At 74.4% G+C, this 20,092-nt stretch carries 20 protein-coding genes; 16 read left to right on the forward strand and 4 right to left on the reverse strand.

All coding sequences use genetic code 11. From position 1 onward, the window contains the following. Nucleotides 1-15: 15 nt before the first annotated feature. The 7 genes from O7598_RS11095 (at nucleotide 16) to O7598_RS11125 (ending at nucleotide 6,608) form a co-directional block, all read left to right on the forward strand. Entirely contained in the window at nucleotides 16-873 is an 858-nt protein-coding gene (locus O7598_RS11095) for an amino acid ABC transporter permease (RefSeq protein WP_269691240.1), read from the forward strand. Next, nucleotides 870-1,631: an amino acid ABC transporter ATP-binding protein gene (locus O7598_RS11100; RefSeq protein WP_269691241.1), complete on the forward strand. Its 762-nt coding sequence runs from the start codon at nucleotides 870-872 to the stop codon at nucleotides 1,629-1,631. Before O7598_RS11095 ends, O7598_RS11100 begins: the two co-directional genes overlap by 4 nt. Further along, the gene (locus O7598_RS11105; protein ID WP_269691242.1) at nucleotides 1,631-2,791 is read left to right on the forward strand and encodes a M20/M25/M40 family metallo-hydrolase; all 1,161 of its coding nucleotides are present in this window, start codon (nucleotides 1,631-1,633) and stop codon (nucleotides 2,789-2,791) included. The genes O7598_RS11100 and O7598_RS11105 overlap by 1 nt, the downstream gene beginning before the upstream one ends. A gap of 68 nt (nucleotides 2,792-2,859) precedes the next feature. After that, nucleotides 2,860-4,041: a sensor histidine kinase gene (locus O7598_RS11110; RefSeq protein ID WP_269691243.1), complete on the forward strand. Its 1,182-nt coding sequence runs from the start codon at nucleotides 2,860-2,862 to the stop codon at nucleotides 4,039-4,041. 53 nt (nucleotides 4,042-4,094) lie between these two features. Then, the gene (locus O7598_RS11115; protein WP_269694835.1) at nucleotides 4,095-4,772 is read left to right on the forward strand and encodes a response regulator transcription factor; all 678 of its coding nucleotides are present in this window, start codon (nucleotides 4,095-4,097) and stop codon (nucleotides 4,770-4,772) included. 91 nt (nucleotides 4,773-4,863) lie between these two features. Further along, on the forward strand, nucleotides 4,864-5,784 hold the full coding sequence (locus O7598_RS11120) for an ATP-binding cassette domain-containing protein (RefSeq protein ID WP_269691244.1): 921 nt from the start codon (nucleotides 4,864-4,866) through the stop codon (nucleotides 5,782-5,784). Continuing rightward, nucleotides 5,781-6,608, forward strand: a complete 828-nt coding sequence (locus tag O7598_RS11125; protein ID WP_269691245.1) for an ABC transporter permease subunit — start codon at nucleotides 5,781-5,783, stop codon at nucleotides 6,606-6,608. Before O7598_RS11120 ends, O7598_RS11125 begins: the two co-directional genes overlap by 4 nt. 24 nt (nucleotides 6,609-6,632) lie before the next feature. On the opposite strand, the gene O7598_RS11130 is transcribed toward O7598_RS11125, so the two are convergent. Continuing rightward, nucleotides 6,633-7,268, reverse strand: a complete 636-nt coding sequence (locus O7598_RS11130; RefSeq protein WP_269691246.1) for a response regulator — start codon at nucleotides 7,266-7,268, stop codon at nucleotides 6,633-6,635. Further along, a complete protein-coding gene (locus tag O7598_RS11135) occupies nucleotides 7,265-8,470 on the reverse strand; it encodes a sensor histidine kinase (protein WP_269691247.1) in 1,206 nt (401 codons plus the stop codon). The genes O7598_RS11130 and O7598_RS11135 overlap by 4 nt, the downstream gene beginning before the upstream one ends. 221 nt (nucleotides 8,471-8,691) lie before the next feature. On the opposite strand from O7598_RS11135, the gene O7598_RS11140 reads away from it, so the two are divergent. The 4 genes from O7598_RS11140 to O7598_RS11155 all read left to right on the forward strand — a co-directional run bounded on the left by O7598_RS11140 (nucleotide 8,692) and on the right by O7598_RS11155 (nucleotide 12,352). Then, complete coding sequence (locus O7598_RS11140; RefSeq protein ID WP_269691248.1) at nucleotides 8,692-9,699, forward strand: ABC transporter permease; 1,008 nt, start codon at nucleotides 8,692-8,694, stop codon at nucleotides 9,697-9,699. After that, the gene (locus O7598_RS11145; RefSeq protein ID WP_269691249.1) at nucleotides 9,696-10,373 is read left to right on the forward strand and encodes an ABC transporter ATP-binding protein; all 678 of its coding nucleotides are present in this window, start codon (nucleotides 9,696-9,698) and stop codon (nucleotides 10,371-10,373) included. The genes O7598_RS11140 and O7598_RS11145 overlap by 4 nt, the downstream gene beginning before the upstream one ends. A gap of 114 nt (nucleotides 10,374-10,487) precedes the next feature. Beyond that, nucleotides 10,488-11,702, forward strand: coding sequence for a sensor histidine kinase (locus O7598_RS11150; protein WP_269691250.1), 1,215 nt, complete (start codon nucleotides 10,488-10,490; stop codon nucleotides 11,700-11,702). Continuing rightward, nucleotides 11,690-12,352 carry a response regulator gene (locus tag O7598_RS11155; protein ID WP_269691251.1) on the forward strand — a complete coding sequence of 221 codons (663 nt, stop codon included), beginning with the start codon at nucleotides 11,690-11,692 and terminating at the stop codon, nucleotides 12,350-12,352. Before O7598_RS11150 ends, O7598_RS11155 begins: the two co-directional genes overlap by 13 nt. A 35-nt stretch (nucleotides 12,353-12,387) precedes the next feature. Here O7598_RS11155 and O7598_RS11160 read toward each other — a convergent pair whose 3' ends face one another. Then, nucleotides 12,388-13,536, reverse strand: coding sequence for a serine hydrolase domain-containing protein (locus tag O7598_RS11160; RefSeq protein ID WP_269691252.1), 1,149 nt, complete (start codon nucleotides 13,534-13,536; stop codon nucleotides 12,388-12,390). A 234-nt stretch (nucleotides 13,537-13,770) separates the two neighbouring features. Here O7598_RS11160 and O7598_RS11165 point away from each other — a divergent pair, with 234 nt between their 5' ends. Further along, nucleotides 13,771-14,241: a hemerythrin domain-containing protein gene (locus tag O7598_RS11165; RefSeq protein WP_269691253.1), complete on the forward strand. Its 471-nt coding sequence runs from the start codon at nucleotides 13,771-13,773 to the stop codon at nucleotides 14,239-14,241. Between the two features lie 63 nt (nucleotides 14,242-14,304). Here O7598_RS11165 and O7598_RS11170 read toward each other — a convergent pair whose 3' ends face one another. Further along, the gene (locus tag O7598_RS11170) at nucleotides 14,305-15,168 is read right to left on the reverse strand and encodes a hypothetical protein (protein ID WP_269691254.1); all 864 of its coding nucleotides are present in this window, start codon (nucleotides 15,166-15,168) and stop codon (nucleotides 14,305-14,307) included. 358 nt (nucleotides 15,169-15,526) lie between these two features. Here O7598_RS11170 and O7598_RS11175 point away from each other — a divergent pair, with 358 nt between their 5' ends. From O7598_RS11175 to O7598_RS11190, 4 genes are all read left to right on the forward strand, one after another. After that, nucleotides 15,527-17,140, forward strand: a complete 1,614-nt coding sequence (locus O7598_RS11175; RefSeq protein ID WP_269691255.1) for a cellulose binding domain-containing protein — start codon at nucleotides 15,527-15,529, stop codon at nucleotides 17,138-17,140. 464 nt (nucleotides 17,141-17,604) lie between these two features. Then, nucleotides 17,605-18,105: an HIT family protein gene (locus O7598_RS11180; RefSeq protein ID WP_269691256.1), complete on the forward strand. Its 501-nt coding sequence runs from the start codon at nucleotides 17,605-17,607 to the stop codon at nucleotides 18,103-18,105. A gap of 178 nt (nucleotides 18,106-18,283) precedes the next feature. Then, entirely contained in the window at nucleotides 18,284-19,084 is an 801-nt protein-coding gene (locus tag O7598_RS11185) for an ABC transporter ATP-binding protein (protein WP_269694836.1), read from the forward strand. Nucleotides 19,085-19,101: 17 nt separating this feature from the next. Beyond that, a complete protein-coding gene (locus O7598_RS11190) occupies nucleotides 19,102-20,088 on the forward strand; it encodes an ABC transporter substrate-binding protein (RefSeq protein WP_269691257.1) in 987 nt (328 codons plus the stop codon). The last annotated feature ends 4 nt before the right edge of the window (nucleotides 20,089-20,092 follow it).

The following is a 20,092-nucleotide window of genomic DNA, read 5'->3' on the forward strand; positions in this document are numbered from 1 at the left end:
GGAGGCACCCCCACGATGACCACCACCGAACCCCCCGCGGTACGGGTCGTCCCCGTCCGCCACTACGGCCGCTGGCTCACCGCGCTGCTCGTGGCCGGGCTGGCCGCGCTGTTCCTGCGGGCGCTGCTGAGCAGCCCCAACCTCGAACCCGGCACCGTCGCCCACTACCTGTTCCAGGACTACGTGCTCGACGGCGTGGTCACCACGCTCTGGCTCACCGTGCTCGCCATGGTGCTCGGCACCGCCGGCGGCATCCTGCTCGCCGTGCTGCGACTCTCCGACAACCCGGTGCTGCGCGGCGTCTCGTGGACGTTCATCTGGGTCTTCCGTGGCACCCCGCTGCTGGTGCAGATCATCTTCTTCGGGTTCCTCGGCGCGCTCTTCCCCCGGCTCACGCTCAGCGTGCCGTTCACCGGCACCGTCCTTTTCGACAAGCCCACCAGCGTGGTGGTCACCGGCACGGTCGCCGCCGTGCTCGCGCTCTCGCTCAACGAGATGGCGTACGCCGCCGAGGTCATCCGCGGCGGCATCCTCGCCGTCGACCAGGGGCAGACCGAGGCCGCCGCCGCGCTCGGCATGGGCCCCGCGCTCACCCTGCGCCGGGTGGTGCTGCCCCAGGCCATGCGCGTGATCATCCCACCGATGGGCAACGAGACCATCACCATGCTCAAGTCGACCGCGCTGGTGTCGATCATCGCCGGTCGGGACCTGATGACCGCCGTGCAGAGCGTCTACCAGAACAACTACAAGGTGATCCCGCTGCTGCTGGTGGCGGCGATCTGGTACCTCGCCCTGGTCAGCCTCCTCTCCGCCGGCCAGTGGCTGGTGGAGCGCCGGTTCGGCCGCGGCTTCGCCCGGGGAGGCGTGCGATGACGGCGATGGTCCGTGCCGAGAAGGTGACCAAGCGGTTCGGCGCGGTCGAGGTGCTCAAGGGCATCGACCTGACCGTGGCCGCCGGCGAGGTGGCCTGCCTGCTCGGCCCCTCCGGCTCCGGCAAGTCCACGTTCCTGCGCTGCGTCAACCACCTGGAACGCATCGACGGCGGGCAGCTCGCGGTCGACGGCGAACTGGTCGGCTACCGCCGCCAGGGCGACAAGCTGCACGAGCTGAAGGCCCGCGAGGTCGCCGTGCGCCGCCGCGACATCGGCATGGTGTTCCAACGCTTCAACCTCTTCCCGCACCTCACCGCGCTCGGCAACGTGACCGAGGCGCCGGTGCGGGTGCTGCGCACCCCGCGCGAGCGGGCCCGCTCCGAGGCGCTGCGGCTGCTCGACCGGGTCGGGCTGGCCGAGCGCGCGCACAACTACCCGAGCCAGCTCTCCGGCGGGCAGCAGCAGCGCGTCGCCATCGCCCGGGCGCTCGCCATGCGCCCGAAGCTGATGCTCTTCGACGAGCCCACCTCCGCGCTCGACCCGGAACTCGTCGGCGAGGTGCTCGACGTGATGAAAGGCCTTGCCGCCGACGGCATGACGATGGTCGTGGTGACCCACGAGATGGGCTTCGCCCGTGAGGTCGCCGACCAGGTCGCCTTCCTCGACGACGGCGTGGTGGTGGAGACCGGCCCGCCCGACGAGGTGCTCGGCCGCCCCCGCCACGAGCGCACCCGCGCCTTCCTCGACAAGGTGCTCTGATGGACCCGCTGCTGCGCGCCGCCGGCGACCGGCTGACCGCCTACCACGACCGGCTGGCCCGGCTGGTGGCCGTCGACTCCGGCTCCGGCCACGTCGACGGGCTGCGCGAGGCCGCTGACCTGGTGCAGCGCTGGTGCCTCGGCGCGGGGCTGGCCGTCGAGCGGGCGCCGGTAGCCGACCCGGCCGGCCGGCCGCTCGGTGACGTGCTGATCGCCCGCCGCCGGGGCGCCGGCACCCGCCGGATCCTGCTCGCCGGTCACCTGGACACGGTGTTCCCGCCCGGCACGGCCGCCGCCCGGCCGTTCCGGGTGCACGACGGCCGCGCGTACGGGCCGGGGGTCAGCGACGACAAGGGCGGCGTGCTCGCCGGGCTGGCCGCCGTCGAGGTGCTCGCCGCGACCGACCGGCACCGGTACGGCGAACTGGTGCTGCTCTGCACGCCGGACGAGGAGATCGGCTCGGTGGGCAGCCGGGCGCTGCTGCGTACCCTCGGCGCCGAGGCCGACGTGGCGCTCTGCCTGGAGTGCGCCCGCGACAACGGCGACCTGGTCTCCGCCCGCAAGGGCGTGGCGGACCTGGCGGTGACGCTGCGCGGCCGGGCCGCACACGCCGGCATCGAGCCGGAACGCGGCGCCAACGCGCTGCTCGCCGCCGCCCGGCTGACCGTGGCGCTGGACCAGCTCAACGGGCGCTGGCCCGGGGTGACGGTGAACGTCGGGGCGCTGGAGGCGGGCGGCCGGCCCAACGTGGTCGCCGACCGGGCGCGGATGCTCGTCGACCTGCGCGCCTGGCGCACCGGCGAGTACGAGGCCGCGCTCGCCGAGATCCGCCGCCTGGTCGCCGCGCCGACCGTGTCCGGGGTGCACGCCGAGCTGACCGTGCAGGCGCCCACCCCGCCCTGGGAGCCGGACCCGGCCGGCCGGCGGCTGGCCGAGCTGGCCGCGAAGGTGGGCGCCGGGCTCGGCGTACCGGTCTCGCACACCGCGACCGGCGGCTGCGCCGACGCCAACCTGCTCGCCGAGGCCGGCGCGACGGTGCTCGACGGGCTCGGCCCGGTCGGCGGCGCCGACCACAGCCCGGGGGAGTGGCTCGACCTCGACTCGGTGGTCCCGCGGGTGGCGCTGCTGGCCGGCCTGATCGACGCGGTCGGGTCGGGTTGACGTCGACGGGTGCCGTACCGTCCCGCGTCACCCGCTCCACCGCGCGGCCGGTGCCGTACGGTGACGGCATGGGACGCCTGCAACGGTGGCGTCGGGTGGCCCGGGAATACCCGACCGGGGTCGACGCCCTGCTGGCCGCCCTGCTCTTCGTGGCCAGTCTGCTGCCGGTGAACCCGCCCGGCGGGCCCCCACGTGATCCGCTGACCGTCGGCGCGGTGCTGCTCGCGCTGGTCGGCTCCGCCGCGCTGGCGCTCAGGCGCCGGTACCCGCTGGCGGTCCTCGCCCTGGTGACCGTCGTGGCGGCGACCGCGCTGCTCGTGCAGCAGGCGCGCGGTCCGTTCGTGCTGACCGTGGCGCTGGCCGCGTACACGGTGGCGGCCCGGACCGACCGGCGCACCGCGGTCGCGGCCGGCGCCGCGAGCGGTCTGGTGCTCGGCGGGTGCGCGGTCGCCGCGCTCGGCGTGGGCTGGTGGGACCCCGCGGTCGTGGTCCTGCTGCTCTGGTTCGGCGTCGCGGTGGCGGCCGGCGACGCGGTCCGCAGCCGGCGCGCCTACGTGGCCGTGCTGGAGGAGCGGGCGCGTCGGGCCGAGCGGACCCGGGAGGAGGAGGCCCGCCGCCGGGTCGCGGAGGAGCGCCTGCGGATCGCCCGGGAGCTGCACGACGTGGTGGCCCACCACATCGCGCTCATCAACGTGCAGGCCGGCGTGGCCGGGCACCTGCTGCGGGAACGGCCCGTCGCCGCCGAGGAGGCCCTCGCGCACGTCCGGTCCGCCGCCCGCACCGTGCTGGACGAGCTGGCCACGCTGCTCGGCCTGCTGCGCCGGGACGAGCCGGACGCGCCGACCGAGCCGGCGCCCGGACTGAGTCGCCTCGACGCCCTCGTCGACGGCTTCGCGGCCGGCCAGCCGGTGCGTTGGACCCTGACCGGGCGACCCCGGCCGCTGCCGAGCGCGGTCGACGTGGCGGCGTACCGGATCATCCAGGAGTCGCTGACCAACGCCCACCGCCACGCGCCCGGTGCGACCGTCCTCGTCGGCGTGGCCTACACCGCCACCGGGGTGGTGGTGGAGATCCGCGACGACGGGCCCGGCCCGAGCGGCCCTGACGAGCCCGGCACCGGCCTCGGCCTGCTCGGCATGCGGGAGCGCGCCGAGGCGGTCGGGGGCGCGTTGCACGCCGGCCGCCGGCCCGGTGGCGGGTTCCTGGTCCGCGCGGAGCTGCCCGCCCCGACCCCGCAGGAGGCGGCATGAGCGAACGCACCGAGCGGAGCGAGGGCCGTGAGGGCATGCCCGGTCGGCTCGGCATGACCGTCCGGGTGCTGCTCGCCGACGACCAGACCCTCATCCGGGCCGGCTTCCGCGCGCTCATCGACTCGGCGCCGGACCTGCTCGTGGTGGGCGAGGCCGCGACCGGGCGGGAGGCGGTCGAGCGGGCCCGCGCCACCCGCGCCGACGTGGTGCTGATGGACATCCGGATGCCCGACCTCGACGGCCTGGCCGCCACCCGGGAGATCACCGCCGACGACGACCTGGCCGGCGTCAAGGTGTTGATCCTGACCACGTTCGAGGTCGACGAGTACGTCTTCGAGGCGCTGCGCGCCGGCGCCAGCGGCTTCCTGGGCAAGGGCGTGGAGCCGGTGGAGCTGCTGGACGCCATCCGCACCGTCGCGGTCGGGGAGGCCCTGCTGTCGCCGAAGGCCACCCGAGGGCTGATCGCCCGGTTCCTGGCCCAGCCCGACCCGCGGCCCGGGGCCACCCCGGAGCGGTTACGGGTGCTCACCGAGCGGGAACGTGAGGTGGTCGCGCTGGTCGCCACCGGGCTCAGCAACGAGCAGATCGCCCAGCGGCTGGTGGTCTCCCCACTGACCGCCAAGACCCACGTCAACCGTGCGATGGCCAAGCTCGGGGCCCGGGACCGGGCCCAGTTGGTGGTGCTCGCCTACCAGAGCGGGCTGGTCCGGGCCGACCCGCCGCCGCGGTAGCGGGGCCGCCCGCGTACCGCCGGCGCGGTACGCGCAGGTGTCCGCGTCCGGCCGACGCGCCGGGCAGGGTACGCGGGCCAGGGTTGAGCACATGATCGAAGCCAACGACCTGAGCAAACGCTACGGCGACAAGCTCGCCGTCGACGCCCTGACCTTCACCGTCCGGCCCGGCGTGGTGACCGGTTTCCTCGGCCCCAACGGCGCGGGCAAGTCCACCACCATGCGGATGATCATCGGCCTGGACGCACCGACGTCCGGGAGCGTCCGGGTCAACGGTCGCCGCTACGCCGAGCACCGAGACCCGCTGCGTCAGGTCGGTGCGCTGCTGGAGGCCAAGGCGGTGCACACCGGCCGGTCCGCCCGCAACCACCTGCTCGCCGTGGCCGCCACCCACGGCATCGGCCGCCGCCGCGTCGACGAGGTGATCGACCTGGTCGGGTTGCGGGAGGTGGCCGGCCGTCGCGCCGGAGGGTTCTCCCTCGGCATGGGCCAGCGCCTGGGCATCGCCGCCGCGCTGCTCGGCGACCCGGCGGTGGTGATGCTCGACGAGCCGGTCAACGGCCTGGACCCCGACGGCATCCGATGGATCCGCGGTCTGCTCAGGGGCCTCGCCGCCGAGGGCCGGACGGTCTTCGTCTCCTCGCATCTGATGAGCGAGATGGCCCAGACCGCCGAGCACCTGGTCGTGGTCGGCCGGGGCCGGCTGATCGCCGACGTGCCGCTCGCCGAGTTCACCCGCCGCGCCTCCCGGAACACCGTACGGGTGCGCTCACCCCAGGCCACCGCGCTGCGCGACCTCCTGGCCGGGCCGGACGTGACCATCACCGGCGTCGAGGCGGGTGTGCTGGAGGTCGTCGGGTTGCGCCCCGACACGATCGGCGACCGTGCCGCTGCCGCCGGACTCGCCCTGCACGAGCTGACCGCCACCGAGACGTCCCTGGAAGAGGCGTTCATGACCATGACCCGCGACGCCGTCGAGTACGCCGGCGCCACCGAAGGAGCGTCCCGATGACCGCCGCGGCCCCACCCGCCACCACCGTCCCGACGGACGCCCGGATCACCGGCCCTCGGGTTGTCCGCGCCGAGTGGATCAAGTTCCGCTCGCTGCGGTCGTCACTGATCCTGCTGGCCGCCACCGTGGTGGTGTTCGGCGCACTCGGGCTCGGCTTCTCGGCGTTCCTGGCCGACGCCACGATCGAGCCCGGCACCCCGGCGCCACCCGGCGGGCCCTCGTCGCTCGACCCGCTCGGGGCCAGCCTCGGCGGCGTCAACCTTGCCCAACTGCTCATCGGCACGCTCGGCGTGCTGCTGACCGCCGGCGAATACTCCACCGGCATGATCCGCACCTCGCTGGCCGCGGTGCCCGCCCGCTGGCCGGTGCTCGCCGCGAAGGCCATCGTGCTGGCCGGCGTGTCCCTGGCCGTGCTGGTGCCCGCCGCACTGCTCACCTTTCTCGGCGGCCAGGCGATCCTGGGCGATCAGGGCATCTCCCTCGCGGACTCCGGCGTGCCGCGTGCGGTGTTCGGCACGGCCGGCTACCTCGCGGCGGTCGGCGTGCTCGGCACGGCGCTCGGCTCGCTGCTGCGCAGCACCGCCGGCGCGTTGACAAGCGTCGTCGCGCTGCTGCTGGTCGTACCCGGCGTGGTGTCGCTGCTGCCGCAGAGCTGGTCGGAGTGGATCTCGCCGTACCTGCCGTCGAACGCCGGGCAGGCCGTGATGAGCCTCGGCACCAACCCCGACCTGCTCTCCCCGGGCGCCGGCGCGGCCGTTCTCGGCGCCTGGCTGCTCGCCCTGCTCGGCGCCGCGCTGCTGCGGCTGCGCCGCCGGGACGCCTGACCGGTCGCGCGTCCGCGCGACCGGTCAGCGGCGGATGACGCCGAGGTCGGTGGCGGCGGCGACAGCTGCGGTCCGGGAGTCGACGCGCAGCTTGGTGTAGATGCGCGACAGGTGCGACTTGACGGTGCCCTCGGTCAGGTGCAGCCGCCGGCCGATGGCCTGGTTGGACAGCCCGTCCGCGACCAGTCCGAGCACCTCCGTCTCCCGCCGGGTCAGCGCGGTGTCCGGTGTGCGCAGCCGGTTCATCAGCCGGTCCGCGACGGCCGGGGCGAGCGCGGTGCGGCCGGCGGCGGCGGTGCGTACGGCGGCGGCCAACTCGTCCGGGGAGGCGTCCTTGAGCAGGTAGCCGGTCGCGCCGGCCTCGATCGCGGGCAGCGTGTCGGCGTCCGAGTCGTAGGTGGTGACGATCAGCACCCGGGGCGCGTGCGGCCGGGCGGTGATGGCGGCGGTGGCCGCCACCCCGGTCATGCCGCTGCCGAACCGCAGGTCCATCAGCACCACGTCGACGTCCCCGGCGGCGGCGCGGGCCACCGCGTCCTCGGCGGTGGCGGCCTCGGCCACCACGACCAGACCGGGTTCGGTCTCCAGCACCGCGCGCAGCCCGGCCCGCACGACCGGATGGTCGTCGGCGAGCAGCAGCCGGATCGGCGGGCCGGTCACGGACGACCGCCGCTCGGGGTGCGGGGGAGCCGGGCCGAGACGGTGGCGCCGCGCCCGGGTGCGGCGGCGACGGTCAGGCCACCGCCCAGCGCGCGGGTGCGGGCGCGCATGGCCGCGAGACCGAAGCCGCCGCCGTCGGGCCCGGGTTCGGGCAGCCGTTCGGGATCGAAGCCGGCGCCGTCGTCGACCACGTCCAGGGTGACCCGGTCCGCGCGGTAGCCGAGCGTCACCTCGACCGTGGTGGCGCGGGCGTGGCGGACGGTGTTCGCCAGCGCCGCCTGGGCGACGCGCAGCAACGCCACCTCGGACGCGGTGGGCAGCGGGACCGGGCAGCCGGTGACCGTGAACCGGGCGGTGAGGCGGTGCCGGGCGCCGGTGGTCGCGCACAGGCGCTCCAACGCCCCGGCCAGCGTGGTGTCGTCCAGCGCCGGTGGGGTGAGCGCGGCCACGAAACGTCGGGCCTCGGCGAGGTTGTCCGCCGCCGCCTGCCGGGCCTGCTCGACGTGGCGGGCGGCGGTGTCCGGGCGGTCCGGCAGCACCCGGCCGGCGGCGCGCAGCAGCAACTGGATGCTGGTCAGGCCCTGCGCCAGCGTGTCGTGGATCTCGGCGGCCAGGCGCTCGCGTTCCGCCGCCACGCCGGCCTCGTGCTGCGCCCGGGCCAGGTCGGCGCGGGTGGCGGTCAGCTCCTCGATCAGCCGCCGGCGGCGTTCGTTCTCCTGGTGGAGCGCCTGGTAGCCGCGGACCACGGCCACCGCGACCGCGGCGCCGAGCACCGGCCCGATCGTGCCGGCCACGCTGACCGTGCCGCGGTGCGCGGCGAAGGCGGCCACCGCCGCCGCGGCGGTGGCCGTGACGGCGACCAGGCCGGCGCGCCGGGGGAGCAGGTGTAGTTGCAGCAGGTAGAGCGGGAAGGCGAGCCACAGCCCGTCGACGGTGAGCGCGGTCAGCGCCAGCCACGAGGCGCCGACCGCCGCCAGCCACCAGCCGGCCACCCGGCGGGAGCGGCGGACGCCGGGCAGGAACGCCCCGGCCGCGTACGTCGACAGGCCCGCCGCCGCCAACGCGGCGATCACCGTCGCGTGCGGCTGCCCGGTGGCGACGGCCCGCAGGCCGGCGAGGGCGAACAGCACGCCCACCAGCAGGTGCAGGCACCAGGCCAGCACGCGGGCGGTGGAGGTGAGGGCGGGAACGGTGGTGGTCACGGCCCTCCCAGCCTAGAGGAGGCGCAGGTCAGCCGGCCTCTGTCGAAAGGTGTAACCGGGCTGCCGCCGTTCCGCCCGGGAAGTGCCGTCCGTCGCCGGATGCCCGACCCACCCACCGGCGGCGACCGTGGACAGCGACCCCAACCGCCGTGGAAAGGACCGGTCGACACGTGTTCGTGGCCTGGAGAGACCTGAGGTTCGCCAAGGGGCGGTTCGCCCTGATGGGAACCGTCATCGTGCTGATCACCCTGCTGGTCGGCCTGCTGTCCGGCCTGACCGCCGGGCTGGGCCGGCAGAACACCTCCGCGATCACCGGCCTGCCCGCCGACCGGATCGCCTTCGGCAGCCCGCAGCCGTCGTACGCCGACTCGACCGTCACGCAGCGGCAGTGGCAGCGCTGGGCCGGCACGCCCGGCGTCACCGCCGCCGAGCCGCTCGGCATCGGCACCACCCGGGTCACCGCCGGCGCCCGGAGCGCCGCGGTCTCCGTGTTCGGCGTCCGGCCCGGCTCCCGCCTCGCCCCCGGCGACCTCGCCGACGACACGGCGGTGCTGTCCACCACCGCCGCCACCGACCTCGGCCTGCGCGCCGGCGACCGCATCGCCGTGGCCGGCCGGGAGCTGACCGTCGCGGCGGTACGCGGGGACGCCTCCTACAGCCACACCCCGGTGGTGTGGGCCAGCCTCGACACGTGGCGGCGGACCGGCGACGCCGGCGCGGACACCGCCACCGTGATCGCGCTGCGCACCGGACCCGGCCTGGACGTCGCCGCCGCCGACCGCGCCGCCGGCACCCGGACCGTCCGCACCGGCGACTCGCTGGCCGGGATCGGCTCCTACCGCTCCGAGAACGGCTCGCTCCAGCTCATGCGCGGCTTCCTGTTCGCCATCTCCGCCCTCGTCATCGGCGCCTTCTTCACGGTGTGGACGATCCAGCGCAGCGGCGACGTGGCGGTCCTGAAGGCGCTCGGCGCCTCCACCGCCGCGCTGCTCACCGACGCGCTCGGGCAGGCCGGTGTCCTGCTGGTCGGCGGCACCGCGCTCGGCACCGGCCTGGCCGCCGGACTCGGCGCGCTCGTCGCCGGCTCGGACGTGCCGTTCGTGCTGACACCCGCCACCGTCGCCGGCCCGGCCGCGGTGACGATCCTGCTCGGCATGCTCGGCGCCGCCCTGTCGGTGCGCCGCATCACCGCCGTCGACCCGCTGACCGCCCTGGGGAGCGCCCGATGAGTCTCGACCTGACCGACGTCACCCTCACCTACCCGGACGGCGAGACCCGGCTGACCGCGCTCGACCACGTGACGCTGTCGGTCGCCAAGGGCGACCTGACCGCCGTCGTCGGCCCGTCCGGCTCCGGCAAGTCCAGCCTGCTCGCGGTCGCCGCCACGCTCGTCACCCCGGACGCCGGCGCGGTCGACGTCGACGGCGCCGCCACCGCGGGGATGAGCCGCGGCGCGCTCGCCGCCCTGCGCCGGCGCGCGATCGGCATCGTCTTCCAACAACCCCACCTGCTGCCGTCGCTGACCGCGGCCGAACAGCTCCAGGTGATGGCCACCCTGGACGGCCGGTCGCCGACCCGGGCCGCCGACCGGGCGCGGGAGCTGCTCGACGCGGTCGGGCTCGCCGCCCAGGCCGGCCGCCGCCCCCACCAGCTCTCCGGCGGGCAGCGCCAGCGGGTCAACATCGCCCGCGCGCTGATGAACGACCCGGTGGTCCTGCTGGTCGACGAGCCGACCAGCGCGCTCGACCACGAGCGGGGCGCCGCCGTCGTCGACCTGATCGGCCGGCTCACCCGCGAGCGGGGCACCGCCACGGTGCTGGTCACCCACGACCGCGACCACCTCGCCGCCGCCGCCGACCGCACCGTCGAGATGCGCGACGGCCGCCTGCACGCCGTGGCCTGAGACCAGCAGGCTGCGCTACCGACGTACAGCAGGCTGTACTCTTCGCCGCCGGCGCTGCCGGCGACGCCCCCGGTGACCTATCGTGGCGCCGGGGGTGGGCCGATTTTGGGGTACGTGCGCAGGCGGGTCCGCACCTCCGTGGACGCGTTGGAGCACCTGGTCGGCGGGCTGGGCACCGCGCTGCTGGCGTTGGGCGCGCTGATCTGGGTGCTCGCCGTGGCGGCCGCCTGCCTGGTCGGCGTCGGCCTGCTGCTGGCGCCCGGGGCGCTGAGCGTGCTGCGCTCGGTCGCCGACCGGGAACGCGCCCGGTTGTCCCGCTGGGGCGGGCCGGTCCCCGAGGTCGGGCCGGCGCCGGTCGACGGGCGCGCCGCGCTGCGCGACCCGGTGGTCCGACGCGAGCTCGGCTGGGTGACGCTGCACGCGGTGCTGGGCTTCGGCACCGGGCTGATCGGTCTCGCGCTTCCGCTCTACGCCGTGCAGGACCTCACCTTCCCGCTGTGGTTCCGGCTGGTGCCGCCCGATGCCGCACCCGGCGTCGTCTGGTGGCGGGTCGACGGGCTGCCCGACGCGCTCGCGGTCGGGCTGCTCGGCGTCGGATGGCTGGCCGTCGTGGTCGGTGCCGGCCCGGCACTGGCGCGCGTCCAGGCCTGGCCGGGCCGGTGGCTGCTCAGCCCGCCGCCCGGGGTCGACCTGTCGCTGCGGGTCGCCCAGCTCACCGCCACCCGGGCCGCGGCGCTGGACGCGCACGCGGTGGAGCTGCGTCGCATCGAACGGTCGCTGCACGACGGCACCCAGAACCGGCTGGTCGCGGTGAACGTGCTGCTGGGCGCCGCGCGGCGGGCCCTGCGACGGGACCCGGGCCGGGCCGACGAGATCCTCGAACGGGCGCAGCACGCGGCCGAGCAGGCGCTCGGCGAGCTGCGTACCGTGGTGCGCGGCATCCTGCCACCGGTGCTCGACGACCGCGGGCTCGCCGGGGCGCTCGCCGGCCTGGCCGGCGGTTCCCCGGTGCCGTGCCGGCTCACCGTGGACGTGCCGGTGCGGTGCGCGGTCGCGGTGGAGGCCACCGCCTACTTCGTGGTGGCCGAGGCGCTGACCAACGCGGCCCGGCACAGCGGCGCCGACGCGGTCGACGTCGCGGTGCGCCGGGACCGGGACCGGCTGCTGGTGACCGTCGTCGACGACGGGCACGGCGGCGCGGACGAGGCGCGCGGCTCCGGCCTGACCGGCATCCGGCGGCGGGTCGAGGCGTACGACGGCCGGATGACAGTGACCAGTCCCACCGGAGGACCGACGAGGATGTACGTGGAGCTGCCATGCGGATCGTGATCGCCGAGGACGACGCGCTGCTGCGCGAGGGGTTGGCGCTGCTGCTGCGGGCCGAGGACCTGGACGTGGTGGCCACCGCCGGCGACCCTGCCGAGTTCCTGGCCGCGGTGGACGCGCACGGGCCCGACGTGGCGATCGTGGACGTGCGGATGCCGCCGACCCACACCGACGAGGGGATCGTCGCCGCGGTCGAGGCCCGCCGCCGCCGGCCGGGCCTCGCGGTGCTGGTGCTCTCCGCGTACGTCGAGCAGGCGTTCGCCACGGAGCTGTTCTCGGTCGGCGCGACCGGGCTCGGCTACCTGCTCAAGGAGCGGGTCGGTCGGGTCGAGGAGTTCCTCGGCGCGCTGCACCGCGTCGCGGCCGGCGGCAGCGTGATCGACCCGGAGGTGGTCGGGCAGTTGCTCGCCCGCAACCGCCGGCCGGACGACGCGCTGGCCCAGATGTCGCCGCGCGAGCACGAGGTGCTGGCGCTGATGGCGGAGGGGCTCGGCAACACCGCGATCGCCGAGCGGCTGTTCGTCACCGAGGGCGCGGTGCACAAGCACATCCGCAACATCTTCGCCAAGCTGCACCTGCCGCCGGACGACCGCGCCGACCGCCGGGTCACCGCCGTGCTGCGTTACCTGAACGACGGCCGGCGCACCGCCTGAGGAGTCGGGCGGCGCGCCGGCGTTTCGGCGAGCGGTCAGCGGGCGGGCGCGCAGAGCGCCGCGTCGACGCTGTCCGAGACGGCCTCGGCCATCGCCAGTGACGTGGGAAGCCCGGTCACCGCCACCACGGCGCTGCGCCCGTCGGTGGTGGCCAGGTTGCGCGTCTCGAAGCCCTGGATGTCGCCGCCGTGCCCCCAGGCGTGACCGCCGCACGGCAGGTCGTGCCGGGCGACGCCCAGGCCGTACGCCCAGACGCCGCCGGGCTCGAACTCCGGTGCCGGAACAGTCCGCAGCATGGCGGCCTGCTGCGCCGGCTTCAGCAGCCGCCCGGCCAGCAGCGCCTCGAAGAACGTGCGCAGGTCACCCGGCGTCGAGATCAGCTGGCCGGCGGACCAGCCCAGCGACGGGTCCATCTCGGTCACGTCGACCCACGGCGCGCCCGGCGCGACCGCCACGTACCCCTGCGGGTGCCGGCCGGGGAGGCGCTGGTCGCCGACGCCGGGCCAGGAGGTGTGGCGCAGCCGCAGCGGCTCGATGATCCGCCGGGTGATCTCCTCACCGACCGGACGCTCGGTGACCCGCTCGACGATCAGCCCGGCCAGGACGTAGTTGGTGTTGCTGTACTCCCACCTCGTGCCCGGGGCGAACCGCCGAGGCCGGGTCAGCGCCGCGTCCACCAGCCGGCGCGGTTCCAGGTACGCGTGCGCGCGGTCCACCAGGTCCTGTGGCTCGGTGAACAGCACGTCGTCGTAGTCGGGCAGGCCGCTGGTCTGCTGGAGCAACTGGCGTACCGTGATCCGACGCCCGTCGTTTCCGTGGCCGCGCACCATGCCGGGCAGGTAGCGCTCGACGGTGGCGTCCAGGTCGATGCGGCCCTCGCCGACGAGCTGGAGGACGACCACGGCGGTGAAGGTCTTGGTGTTGCTGCCGATCCGCACCCGGCCGTCGGTCGGCACGCCCCGGCCGGTCCGCAGGTCGCCGACCCCGGCGGTCTGGTCGTGGACCCGGCCGCCGGCGTCGCGGACGGAGGCCAGCGCTCCGGGGAAGCGCTGCTCGGAGACCAGGCGGTCGAGGTGTTGCTGGACCACGTCGGACCGGTCGGCCCGGGCGGACGCGGCGGGCACGCCGAGAGCGGTGGCGGTCAGCACGGCCAGCGCGCCGGCGGCCAGGTTTCGCTGTGTCATCGGGGCTCCTCATCCTCGCGGTTGCGGTACGGCTTCCAGCCTCGATCGGCGGGCTCCGGTCCGGAATCCCGCCTGCTGGCCGGTTCGGGTACCGCAGGCGCTACCGACCTACGGCACGTCAGCCGGTAGGGTCGGGGCAGCGTCGCGTGCCGGTGGCAGACCGTGTCAGGCATGGAGGCGTCGGACCGTAAGGGAGCACGACGATGACCACCGTCGTCCCTTCGCCGTCACCAGATGCGTGACGGCGAGCAGACCAGGCTGGTGGCCTGGAGTCGAGAGTTGCGCGGTGTCCACGAACGGCTGCGCGAGGCGCTACGGGTGACCCGGGAGGCGCTGGCCGGCGGCGAGGCTGCCGGGCCGGCGACCCGTGACCTGCTGCTGTTCTGTCACGGGTTCTGCGCCGCGCTCACCGCGCACCACGAGGGCGAGGACCGGGGCCTCTTTCCGGCGATCGCGGCCGAGCACCCGGAACTGCGTGACACCCTGTCCCGCCTGCGGCAGGACCACTCGATGATCGGGCACCTGTTGGGCGCGCTGTCCGCCGCGGTGGCCCGGGACGCCCCGCCCGCCGAGCTGGGCCGGCACCTGGAGGGCGTGGCGGCGATCATGGAGTCGCACTTCCGGTACGAGGAGCGCCAACTGCTCACCGTGCTGGAGACGCTGGCGCTGGACGCCGATCCGGCCGTGGTGCTGGGTCCACTGTGATGCGCGGTCAGGCGGGGCCCCTTCCTATCGCCTGGACGATAGGAAGGGGCCCCGCCTGACACGTCAGTTCAGGCCGCAGGCGGCCAGCGCGTCCAGGTTGGGGCGCTGCGCGCCGACCCGGTTGAAGGCGATCTCGATCCGGTCGAGCGCGGCGCCCCGCTTGTCCTTCAGCGGACCGAGGATCGCGTTGTCGATGAAGGCCGGCCCACCCTCGGGCCGGACCGCCAGCCGGGCCAGGCGGGCGTTCGCCTCGGCGATCTGCTTGTCCAGGTTGGCCAGCTCGGCCTGCACCTGACCGGCGGCCGCCGCCGGCACGGCGGGGAGCTGTACGCCGGGGCAGTTCACGGTGCGGGCCTGCCCGACCGCCGCCCCACCGTTCTGACCGGCGCCGTTCTGGCCGCCACCGTTCTGCGCGCCGCCGTTCTGGCCCCCGCCGTTCTGCGCGCCGCCGTTCGCACCGCCCTGGGCGGCGCCGCCGTTGACGGCGCTGGGCACGCCGGCGGCGTTGAGCCCGCAGGTGGCCAGCGCGTCCAGGTTCGGGCGCTGCGCGCCGATCCGGTTGAAGGCGATCTCGATCCGGTCGAGCACGGCGGTGCGCTTGTTCTTCAGCGGGCCGAGGATGGCGTTGTTGACGAAGTTCGGCCCACCCTCGGGCTTCACGGCGAGCCGGGCCAGCCGCTCGTTCTGCCGGGCGATCTCCTCGTCCAGGTTGGCCAGTTCTCGTTCGACCTGCGCGTTCGCCGCCGCCGGCACGGCGGGCAGCTTGTCGCGTACGGTCGGGCAGTTCACGGTCTGCGCGGCCGAGGCGGCTCCGCCGCCGTTGGTGTCGGCGGACGCCAGTTGCAGCCCGCCGGCGAACAGGAGCGCCGCGAGGACGCCCACCCCACCGAGTTTCAGGACCGCGTTGTTGCGCGTACCCCTGGCCATGCACCTCTCCTTTGGTTGACCTGGAGGGCCGGCGCGGCATGCGTGCCGCGCCACCGCTCCGCGGTGCGAAGTGAGACGCAGGGATCGTGTCGTGCCCGCTCCGGCATCGCGGTTCCGGACGATCTCCCTGTCGGGTATTGATACGGGCGACGGAGCCGGATCGTTCAGCGCCCGGTGATCCGATTGACCGCATCGACCTACGTCAGTAGCCTGCGCCTGGAAGCGCTTTCTGCGCGGGAGGCGTGACAGGTCCGTCGAGGACGGACGTCCGGGGCAGGGAAGGCCCGCCGGCGGCACCGACCGGGCATCGGTGCCGATTCCCGGCGCGGCACCGAACCACCACCCGCAGGAGAACTCCATGTTCAACCGCAAGCGCCGCACGGTGCTGTGGACGGCCGCTGGCGCGGCCGCGACGCTCGCCGCCTCCGGCCTCGCCCTCGGCGCGACCGCCGCCCAGGCGGCCGCCGGTTGCCGGGTCGACTACGCGGTCACCGCGCAGTGGTCCGGCGGCTTCACCGCCAACGTCAACCTCACCAATCTCGGCGATCCGCTGAACGGCTGGACCGTCACCTGGAACTTCAACGACGGCCAGACCGTCAGCCAGGCCTGGGGCGCCGACATCACCCAGACCGGCGCGTCGGTGCGGGCCGCCAACGTCAGCTACAACGGCAGCCTCGGCACCAACGCGAGCACCTCGTTCGGCTTCAACGGCGCCTGGAACAACAGCAACAACTCCAAGCCGTCCTCGTTCGCGGTCAACGGCGTCCTCTGCGGCGGCGCCGTCCCCACCGACCCCGGTGGGACCCTCACCCCGCCGCCCGGGCCGACGACCCCGCCGCCGTCGCCCACCACCCCGCCGCCGTCGCCGACGACCCCGCCGCCGACGAGCGGAGCGGTGTACGCCGCGCCGAACGGCACCGCCGGCGCGGCCGGCACCCAGGCGAACCCCACCACGATCGCCGCGGCGATCACCCGGGTCGGCGCGGGCGGCACCGTCTACCTGCGCGGCGGCACCTACAGCCTGGCCCAGACCGTCACCGTCGCCGCCGGCAACAACGGCACCGCGAGCGCCCGCAAGAATCTGTACGCCTACCCGGGCGAGACGCCGATCCTCAACTTCTCCGCGATGGGTGAGGACCCGGCGAACCGAGGGCTCGCGCTCAACGCGTCCTGGTGGCACGTGCGGGGGATCGTGGTCGAGCGCGCCGGCGACAACGGCATCTTCGTCGGCGGCAGCAACAACATCATCGAGCGGACGGTGACCCGGTTCAACCGCGACACCGGCCTGCAACTGTCCCGCATCGCGTCCAGCACCCCACGTGACCAGTGGCCCGCGAACAACCTCATGGTCAGCGTCGAGTCGCACGACAACGCCGACTCGGACGGCGAGGACGCCGACGGGTTCGCCGCCAAACTCACCGTCGGCGGCGGCAACGTCTTCCGGTACGCCGTGTCGCACCACAACATCGACGACGGTTGGGACCTCTACACCAAGACCGACACCGGTGCGATCGGCGCGGTGACCATCGAGGACTCCCTCGCCTACAACAACGGCACGCTGAGCAACGGCGGCCAGGCCGGCAACGGCGACCGCAACGGCTTCAAGCTCGGCGGCGAGGACATCGCGGTCAACCACACCGTCCGGCGCACCATCGCCTACCGCAACGGCAAGCACGGCTTCACCTACAACCGGAACCCCGGCACCATGACGATCTCCAACAACCTGAGCATCGACAACACCGAGCGCAACTTCTCGTTCGACGCCGGCACCTCGGTCTTCCGCAACAACACGTCCTGCCGCAGCGGCAGCGGGTCGAACGACAAGACGGTCGGCAACGTGGACGGCTCGAACCAGTTCTGGTCCGGCGCCAACGGCTCCCGCTGTGCCACCTACGCGGGCGCCCTCGGCTGGTCCTTCGCCTCCGACGGCCGCCTGACGGTCACCCTCGGCGGCCGCGTGGTCTCCCTGTAGGTCCGCCCGCCCGGCCGCGTCGTCGATCTTGCGGTTGCTGCCCCCACAAACCCGACAAGAGGTACGAGTCAAGGGCCGCAATCGCAAGATCGGCGCCGGTCGTCGGGGAGTCGGCGGGCTCGGAGGCGGTCCCGGGCCCAGCGCAGGGAGGCGCCGGACGATCCGTTTCGCCAGCTCCGGCACCCGATCAGACACCCGGACCGCTCTTGGTGTTCCCCATCAGCTTTCCCTGCAACGTGCACACCGTGAAGGTTGAAAGTGGCAACGTGGGCACGTGCTACGTACTTACCGTCGGGGTTGTGAGACTCGTGGCCCTCTCCGACATCGCGGACATGCTCGGTGGCGTGTGGCAAGCGGCAAGGTGCGGGTGTGGGACCGCGCGGACGTGGAAACCTGGATCAGGCGGTACCGGCCGAACCAACCACGCGGCGCGGACGACGAGCAGCCCTGAGGGTCTGCGGGGGATGGCTGGCGCGCGGGAGCCGTGGGACCCGGTGGCCTACGAGCGGCGGGCGCGATCCGGGCGGTGTTTCGTCTGTGCCTACCTCGACGGTGAGCCCGACTTCGCCCACGAGCCGGTCTACGACGACGGCGCGCACGTCGCGTTCCTCAACCGGTATCCCACAGTGGTCGGCTCCACGTTGGTGGCGCCGCGCCGGCACGTCGAGGACGTGGTCGGCGGGTTGACGCCGGGGGAGTACCTGGATCTCCAGGCGGTGGTGCACCGGGTCGCCCGCGCCGTCGCGGAGGTGGTCCGGCCGGAGCGCACCTACCTGCTGTCGCTCGGCAGCGCGCAGGGCAACGCGCACGTGCACTGGCACGTCGCGCCGCTGCCACCGGGGGTGCCGTACGAGCGGCAGCAGTACCACGCGTTGATGGCCGAGCACGGCGTGGTGCCGCAGTCCCCGGACCACCTCGCGGCGCTCGGCGCGCGCATCCGGACGGCGCTCGCGCACGGAGCGTGACGGGACCGGAGAAGGCATCACTTCTCGGCGTCATACCGCTGAGGCATAAATATGACCGAGAGGCATGCCGCTGAAAAGCGAACACTTCTTCGGCGCGGTAACCCACAGTGAAGATCCCGAGGCGCTTGACAGCGTGATCGCTGGTTAGGTTAGCCTAACCTTTGTGATGAGCGGAACGATGCGGGCCGACGGCCTGCGGGGCAGTGCGATGCGGCTGGGCTACCACGGGACCACCGTGGTGCACGACGCCGACATCACGCTGCGACCGGCGGCGGTGACCGCGCTGGTCGGCCCGAACGGCAGCGGCAAGTCGACGCTGCTGCGCGGGCTGGCCCGCCTGCACCCGCTGGAGCACGGCGAGATCGTGCTCGCCGACGGCACGCCGGCCCGAGCGCTGTCCGCCCGCGACTTCGCCCGCCGGGTCACGTTGCTGGCGCAGAGCCGTCCCACCCCCAGCGGGGTCACCGTCCGGGACGTGGTCGGCTACGGCCGGCACCCGTACCGGCAGCGGTGGCGGGCCGGCGACCCGGACGGGCCGGCGGCGATCGACCGGGCGATGGCGGTGACCGGCGTCGACACCATGGCAGCCCGGCCGGTCGACGAGCTGTCCGGCGGCGAACTCCAACGGGTCTGGCTGGCCACCTGCCTCGCCCAGGACACCGCCGTGCTGCTGCTGGACGAGCCCACCACGTTCCTCGACCTGCGCTACCAGGTGGAGATCCTCGACCTGGTGCGGGACCTCGCCGACACCGCCGACGTCGCCGTCGGCGTGGTGCTGCACGACCTCAACCAGGCCGCCGCCGTCGCCGACGAGGTGGTGCTCCTGCACGAGGGGCGGGTGCGCGGCACCGGCACCCCGCGCGAGGTGTTCACCGAGGCGGCGCTCACCGAGGCGTACGGCATCCGGGTCGAGGTGACCGTGGACCCGGTCACCGGCCTGCTCTCCACCCGCCCCGTGGGCAAGCACACCAAGTCCTGACTACAGAAGAGAAACCGATGACGCGTACCCGAATCACCCTGCTGGTCGCCGCGGCGACCGCGCTGCTGGTCGCCGGCTGCGGCACCACCGAGGCGCCCACCGCCGCCCCCTCCACCTCCACCTCGGCGGCCACCGGCCCGGTCACCGTCACCGACAGCCGCGGCAAGGCGATCACCCTGAAGAACCCGGCCACCAAGGTCGTCGGCCTGGAGTGGGGCGAGGTCGAGATGCTCGTCGGCCTCGGCGTGATGCCGGTCGGCGTGGCCGACCCCAAGGGCTACGCCACCTGGGTCACCGCCGCGCCGCTCGATGCGGGCGTCAAGGACGTCGGCACCCGGGGCGAGCCGAGCGTCGACGCCGTCGTGGCGCTCCAACCGGACCTGGTGGTGATGGAGGCCGAGCGCGGCGCGGCCATCGTCACCCAGCTGGAGAAGTACGTCCCGGTGCTGGTCACCAAGGGCAGCGACGCGGCCGACAACCTCGGCCGGATGCGGTCCGACCTCACCATGATCGCCACCGCGACCGGGCGCACCGCGCAGGCGGAGAAGCTGCTCGCCGACTTCGACGCCGCGCTCGCCGACGGCCGCAAGAAGATCGCCGACGCCGGCGCGGCCGGCCGGCAGTTCGCCTTCGCCGACGGGTGGAAGGAGGGCAGCACGGTGTCGATCCGGATGTTCGGCCAGGGCGCGCTCGTCTCGCAGCTCGGCATCCAGCTCGGCCTGAAGAACGCCTGGACCGGCACTACCGACGCGATGTGGGGCCTCGGCCAGACCGACGTCGAAGGGCTGACCGTCCTCAAGGGCCAGGACCTGCACTTCTTCTACAACGCCTCGGACGGGCAGGACGTCTTCGCCGACGGCCTCGCCGGCAACGCGATCTGGCGGTCGCTGCCGTTCGTGCAGCAGAACAAGCTGCACAAGATGCCCAACGGCATCTGGACGTTCGGCGGCACCCTCTCCGCGAAGCAGTACGTCGACCAGCTCGTCGCCGTCTACACGGCCTGAGCCC

The organism is Micromonospora sp. WMMC241, from assembly GCF_027460165.1.
GTDB classification, from domain to species: domain Bacteria; phylum Actinomycetota; class Actinomycetes; order Mycobacteriales; family Micromonosporaceae; genus Micromonospora; species Micromonospora humi.

Excerpts from the sequence above, each read along its gene's own strand:
- O7598_RS11125 (WP_269691245.1), top strand. The coding sequence starts at position 5,781 with ATGACCGCCGCGGCCCCACCCGCCACCACCGTCCCGACGGACGCCCGG.
- O7598_RS11170 (WP_269691254.1), bottom strand. The coding sequence starts at position 15,168 with ATGGCCAGGGGTACGCGCAACAACGCGGTCCTGAAACTCGGTGGGGTG.
- O7598_RS11100 (WP_269691241.1), top strand. The coding sequence starts at position 870 with ATGACGGCGATGGTCCGTGCCGAGAAGGTGACCAAGCGGTTCGGCGCG.
- O7598_RS11180 (WP_269691256.1), top strand. The coding sequence starts at position 17,605 with ATGGCTGGCGCGCGGGAGCCGTGGGACCCGGTGGCCTACGAGCGGCGG.
- O7598_RS11115 (WP_269694835.1), top strand. The coding sequence starts at position 4,095 with ATGACCGTCCGGGTGCTGCTCGCCGACGACCAGACCCTCATCCGGGCC.
- O7598_RS11165 (WP_269691253.1), top strand. The coding sequence starts at position 13,771 with ATGCGTGACGGCGAGCAGACCAGGCTGGTGGCCTGGAGTCGAGAGTTG.
- O7598_RS11140 (WP_269691248.1), top strand. The coding sequence starts at position 8,692 with ATGGGAACCGTCATCGTGCTGATCACCCTGCTGGTCGGCCTGCTGTCC.
- O7598_RS11120 (WP_269691244.1), top strand. The coding sequence starts at position 4,864 with ATGATCGAAGCCAACGACCTGAGCAAACGCTACGGCGACAAGCTCGCC.
- O7598_RS11190 (WP_269691257.1), top strand. The coding sequence starts at position 19,102 with ATGACGCGTACCCGAATCACCCTGCTGGTCGCCGCGGCGACCGCGCTG.
- O7598_RS11095 (WP_269691240.1), top strand. The coding sequence starts at position 16 with ATGACCACCACCGAACCCCCCGCGGTACGGGTCGTCCCCGTCCGCCAC.
- O7598_RS11145 (WP_269691249.1), top strand. The coding sequence starts at position 9,696 with ATGAGTCTCGACCTGACCGACGTCACCCTCACCTACCCGGACGGCGAG.
- O7598_RS11110 (WP_269691243.1), top strand. The coding sequence starts at position 2,860 with ATGGGACGCCTGCAACGGTGGCGTCGGGTGGCCCGGGAATACCCGACC.
- O7598_RS11155 (WP_269691251.1), top strand. The coding sequence starts at position 11,690 with ATGCGGATCGTGATCGCCGAGGACGACGCGCTGCTGCGCGAGGGGTTG.
- O7598_RS11175 (WP_269691255.1), top strand. The coding sequence starts at position 15,527 with ATGTTCAACCGCAAGCGCCGCACGGTGCTGTGGACGGCCGCTGGCGCG.
- O7598_RS11105 (WP_269691242.1), top strand. The coding sequence starts at position 1,631 with ATGGACCCGCTGCTGCGCGCCGCCGGCGACCGGCTGACCGCCTACCAC.
- O7598_RS11160 (WP_269691252.1), bottom strand. The coding sequence starts at position 13,536 with ATGACACAGCGAAACCTGGCCGCCGGCGCGCTGGCCGTGCTGACCGCC.
- O7598_RS11185 (WP_269694836.1), top strand. The coding sequence starts at position 18,284 with ATGCGGGCCGACGGCCTGCGGGGCAGTGCGATGCGGCTGGGCTACCAC.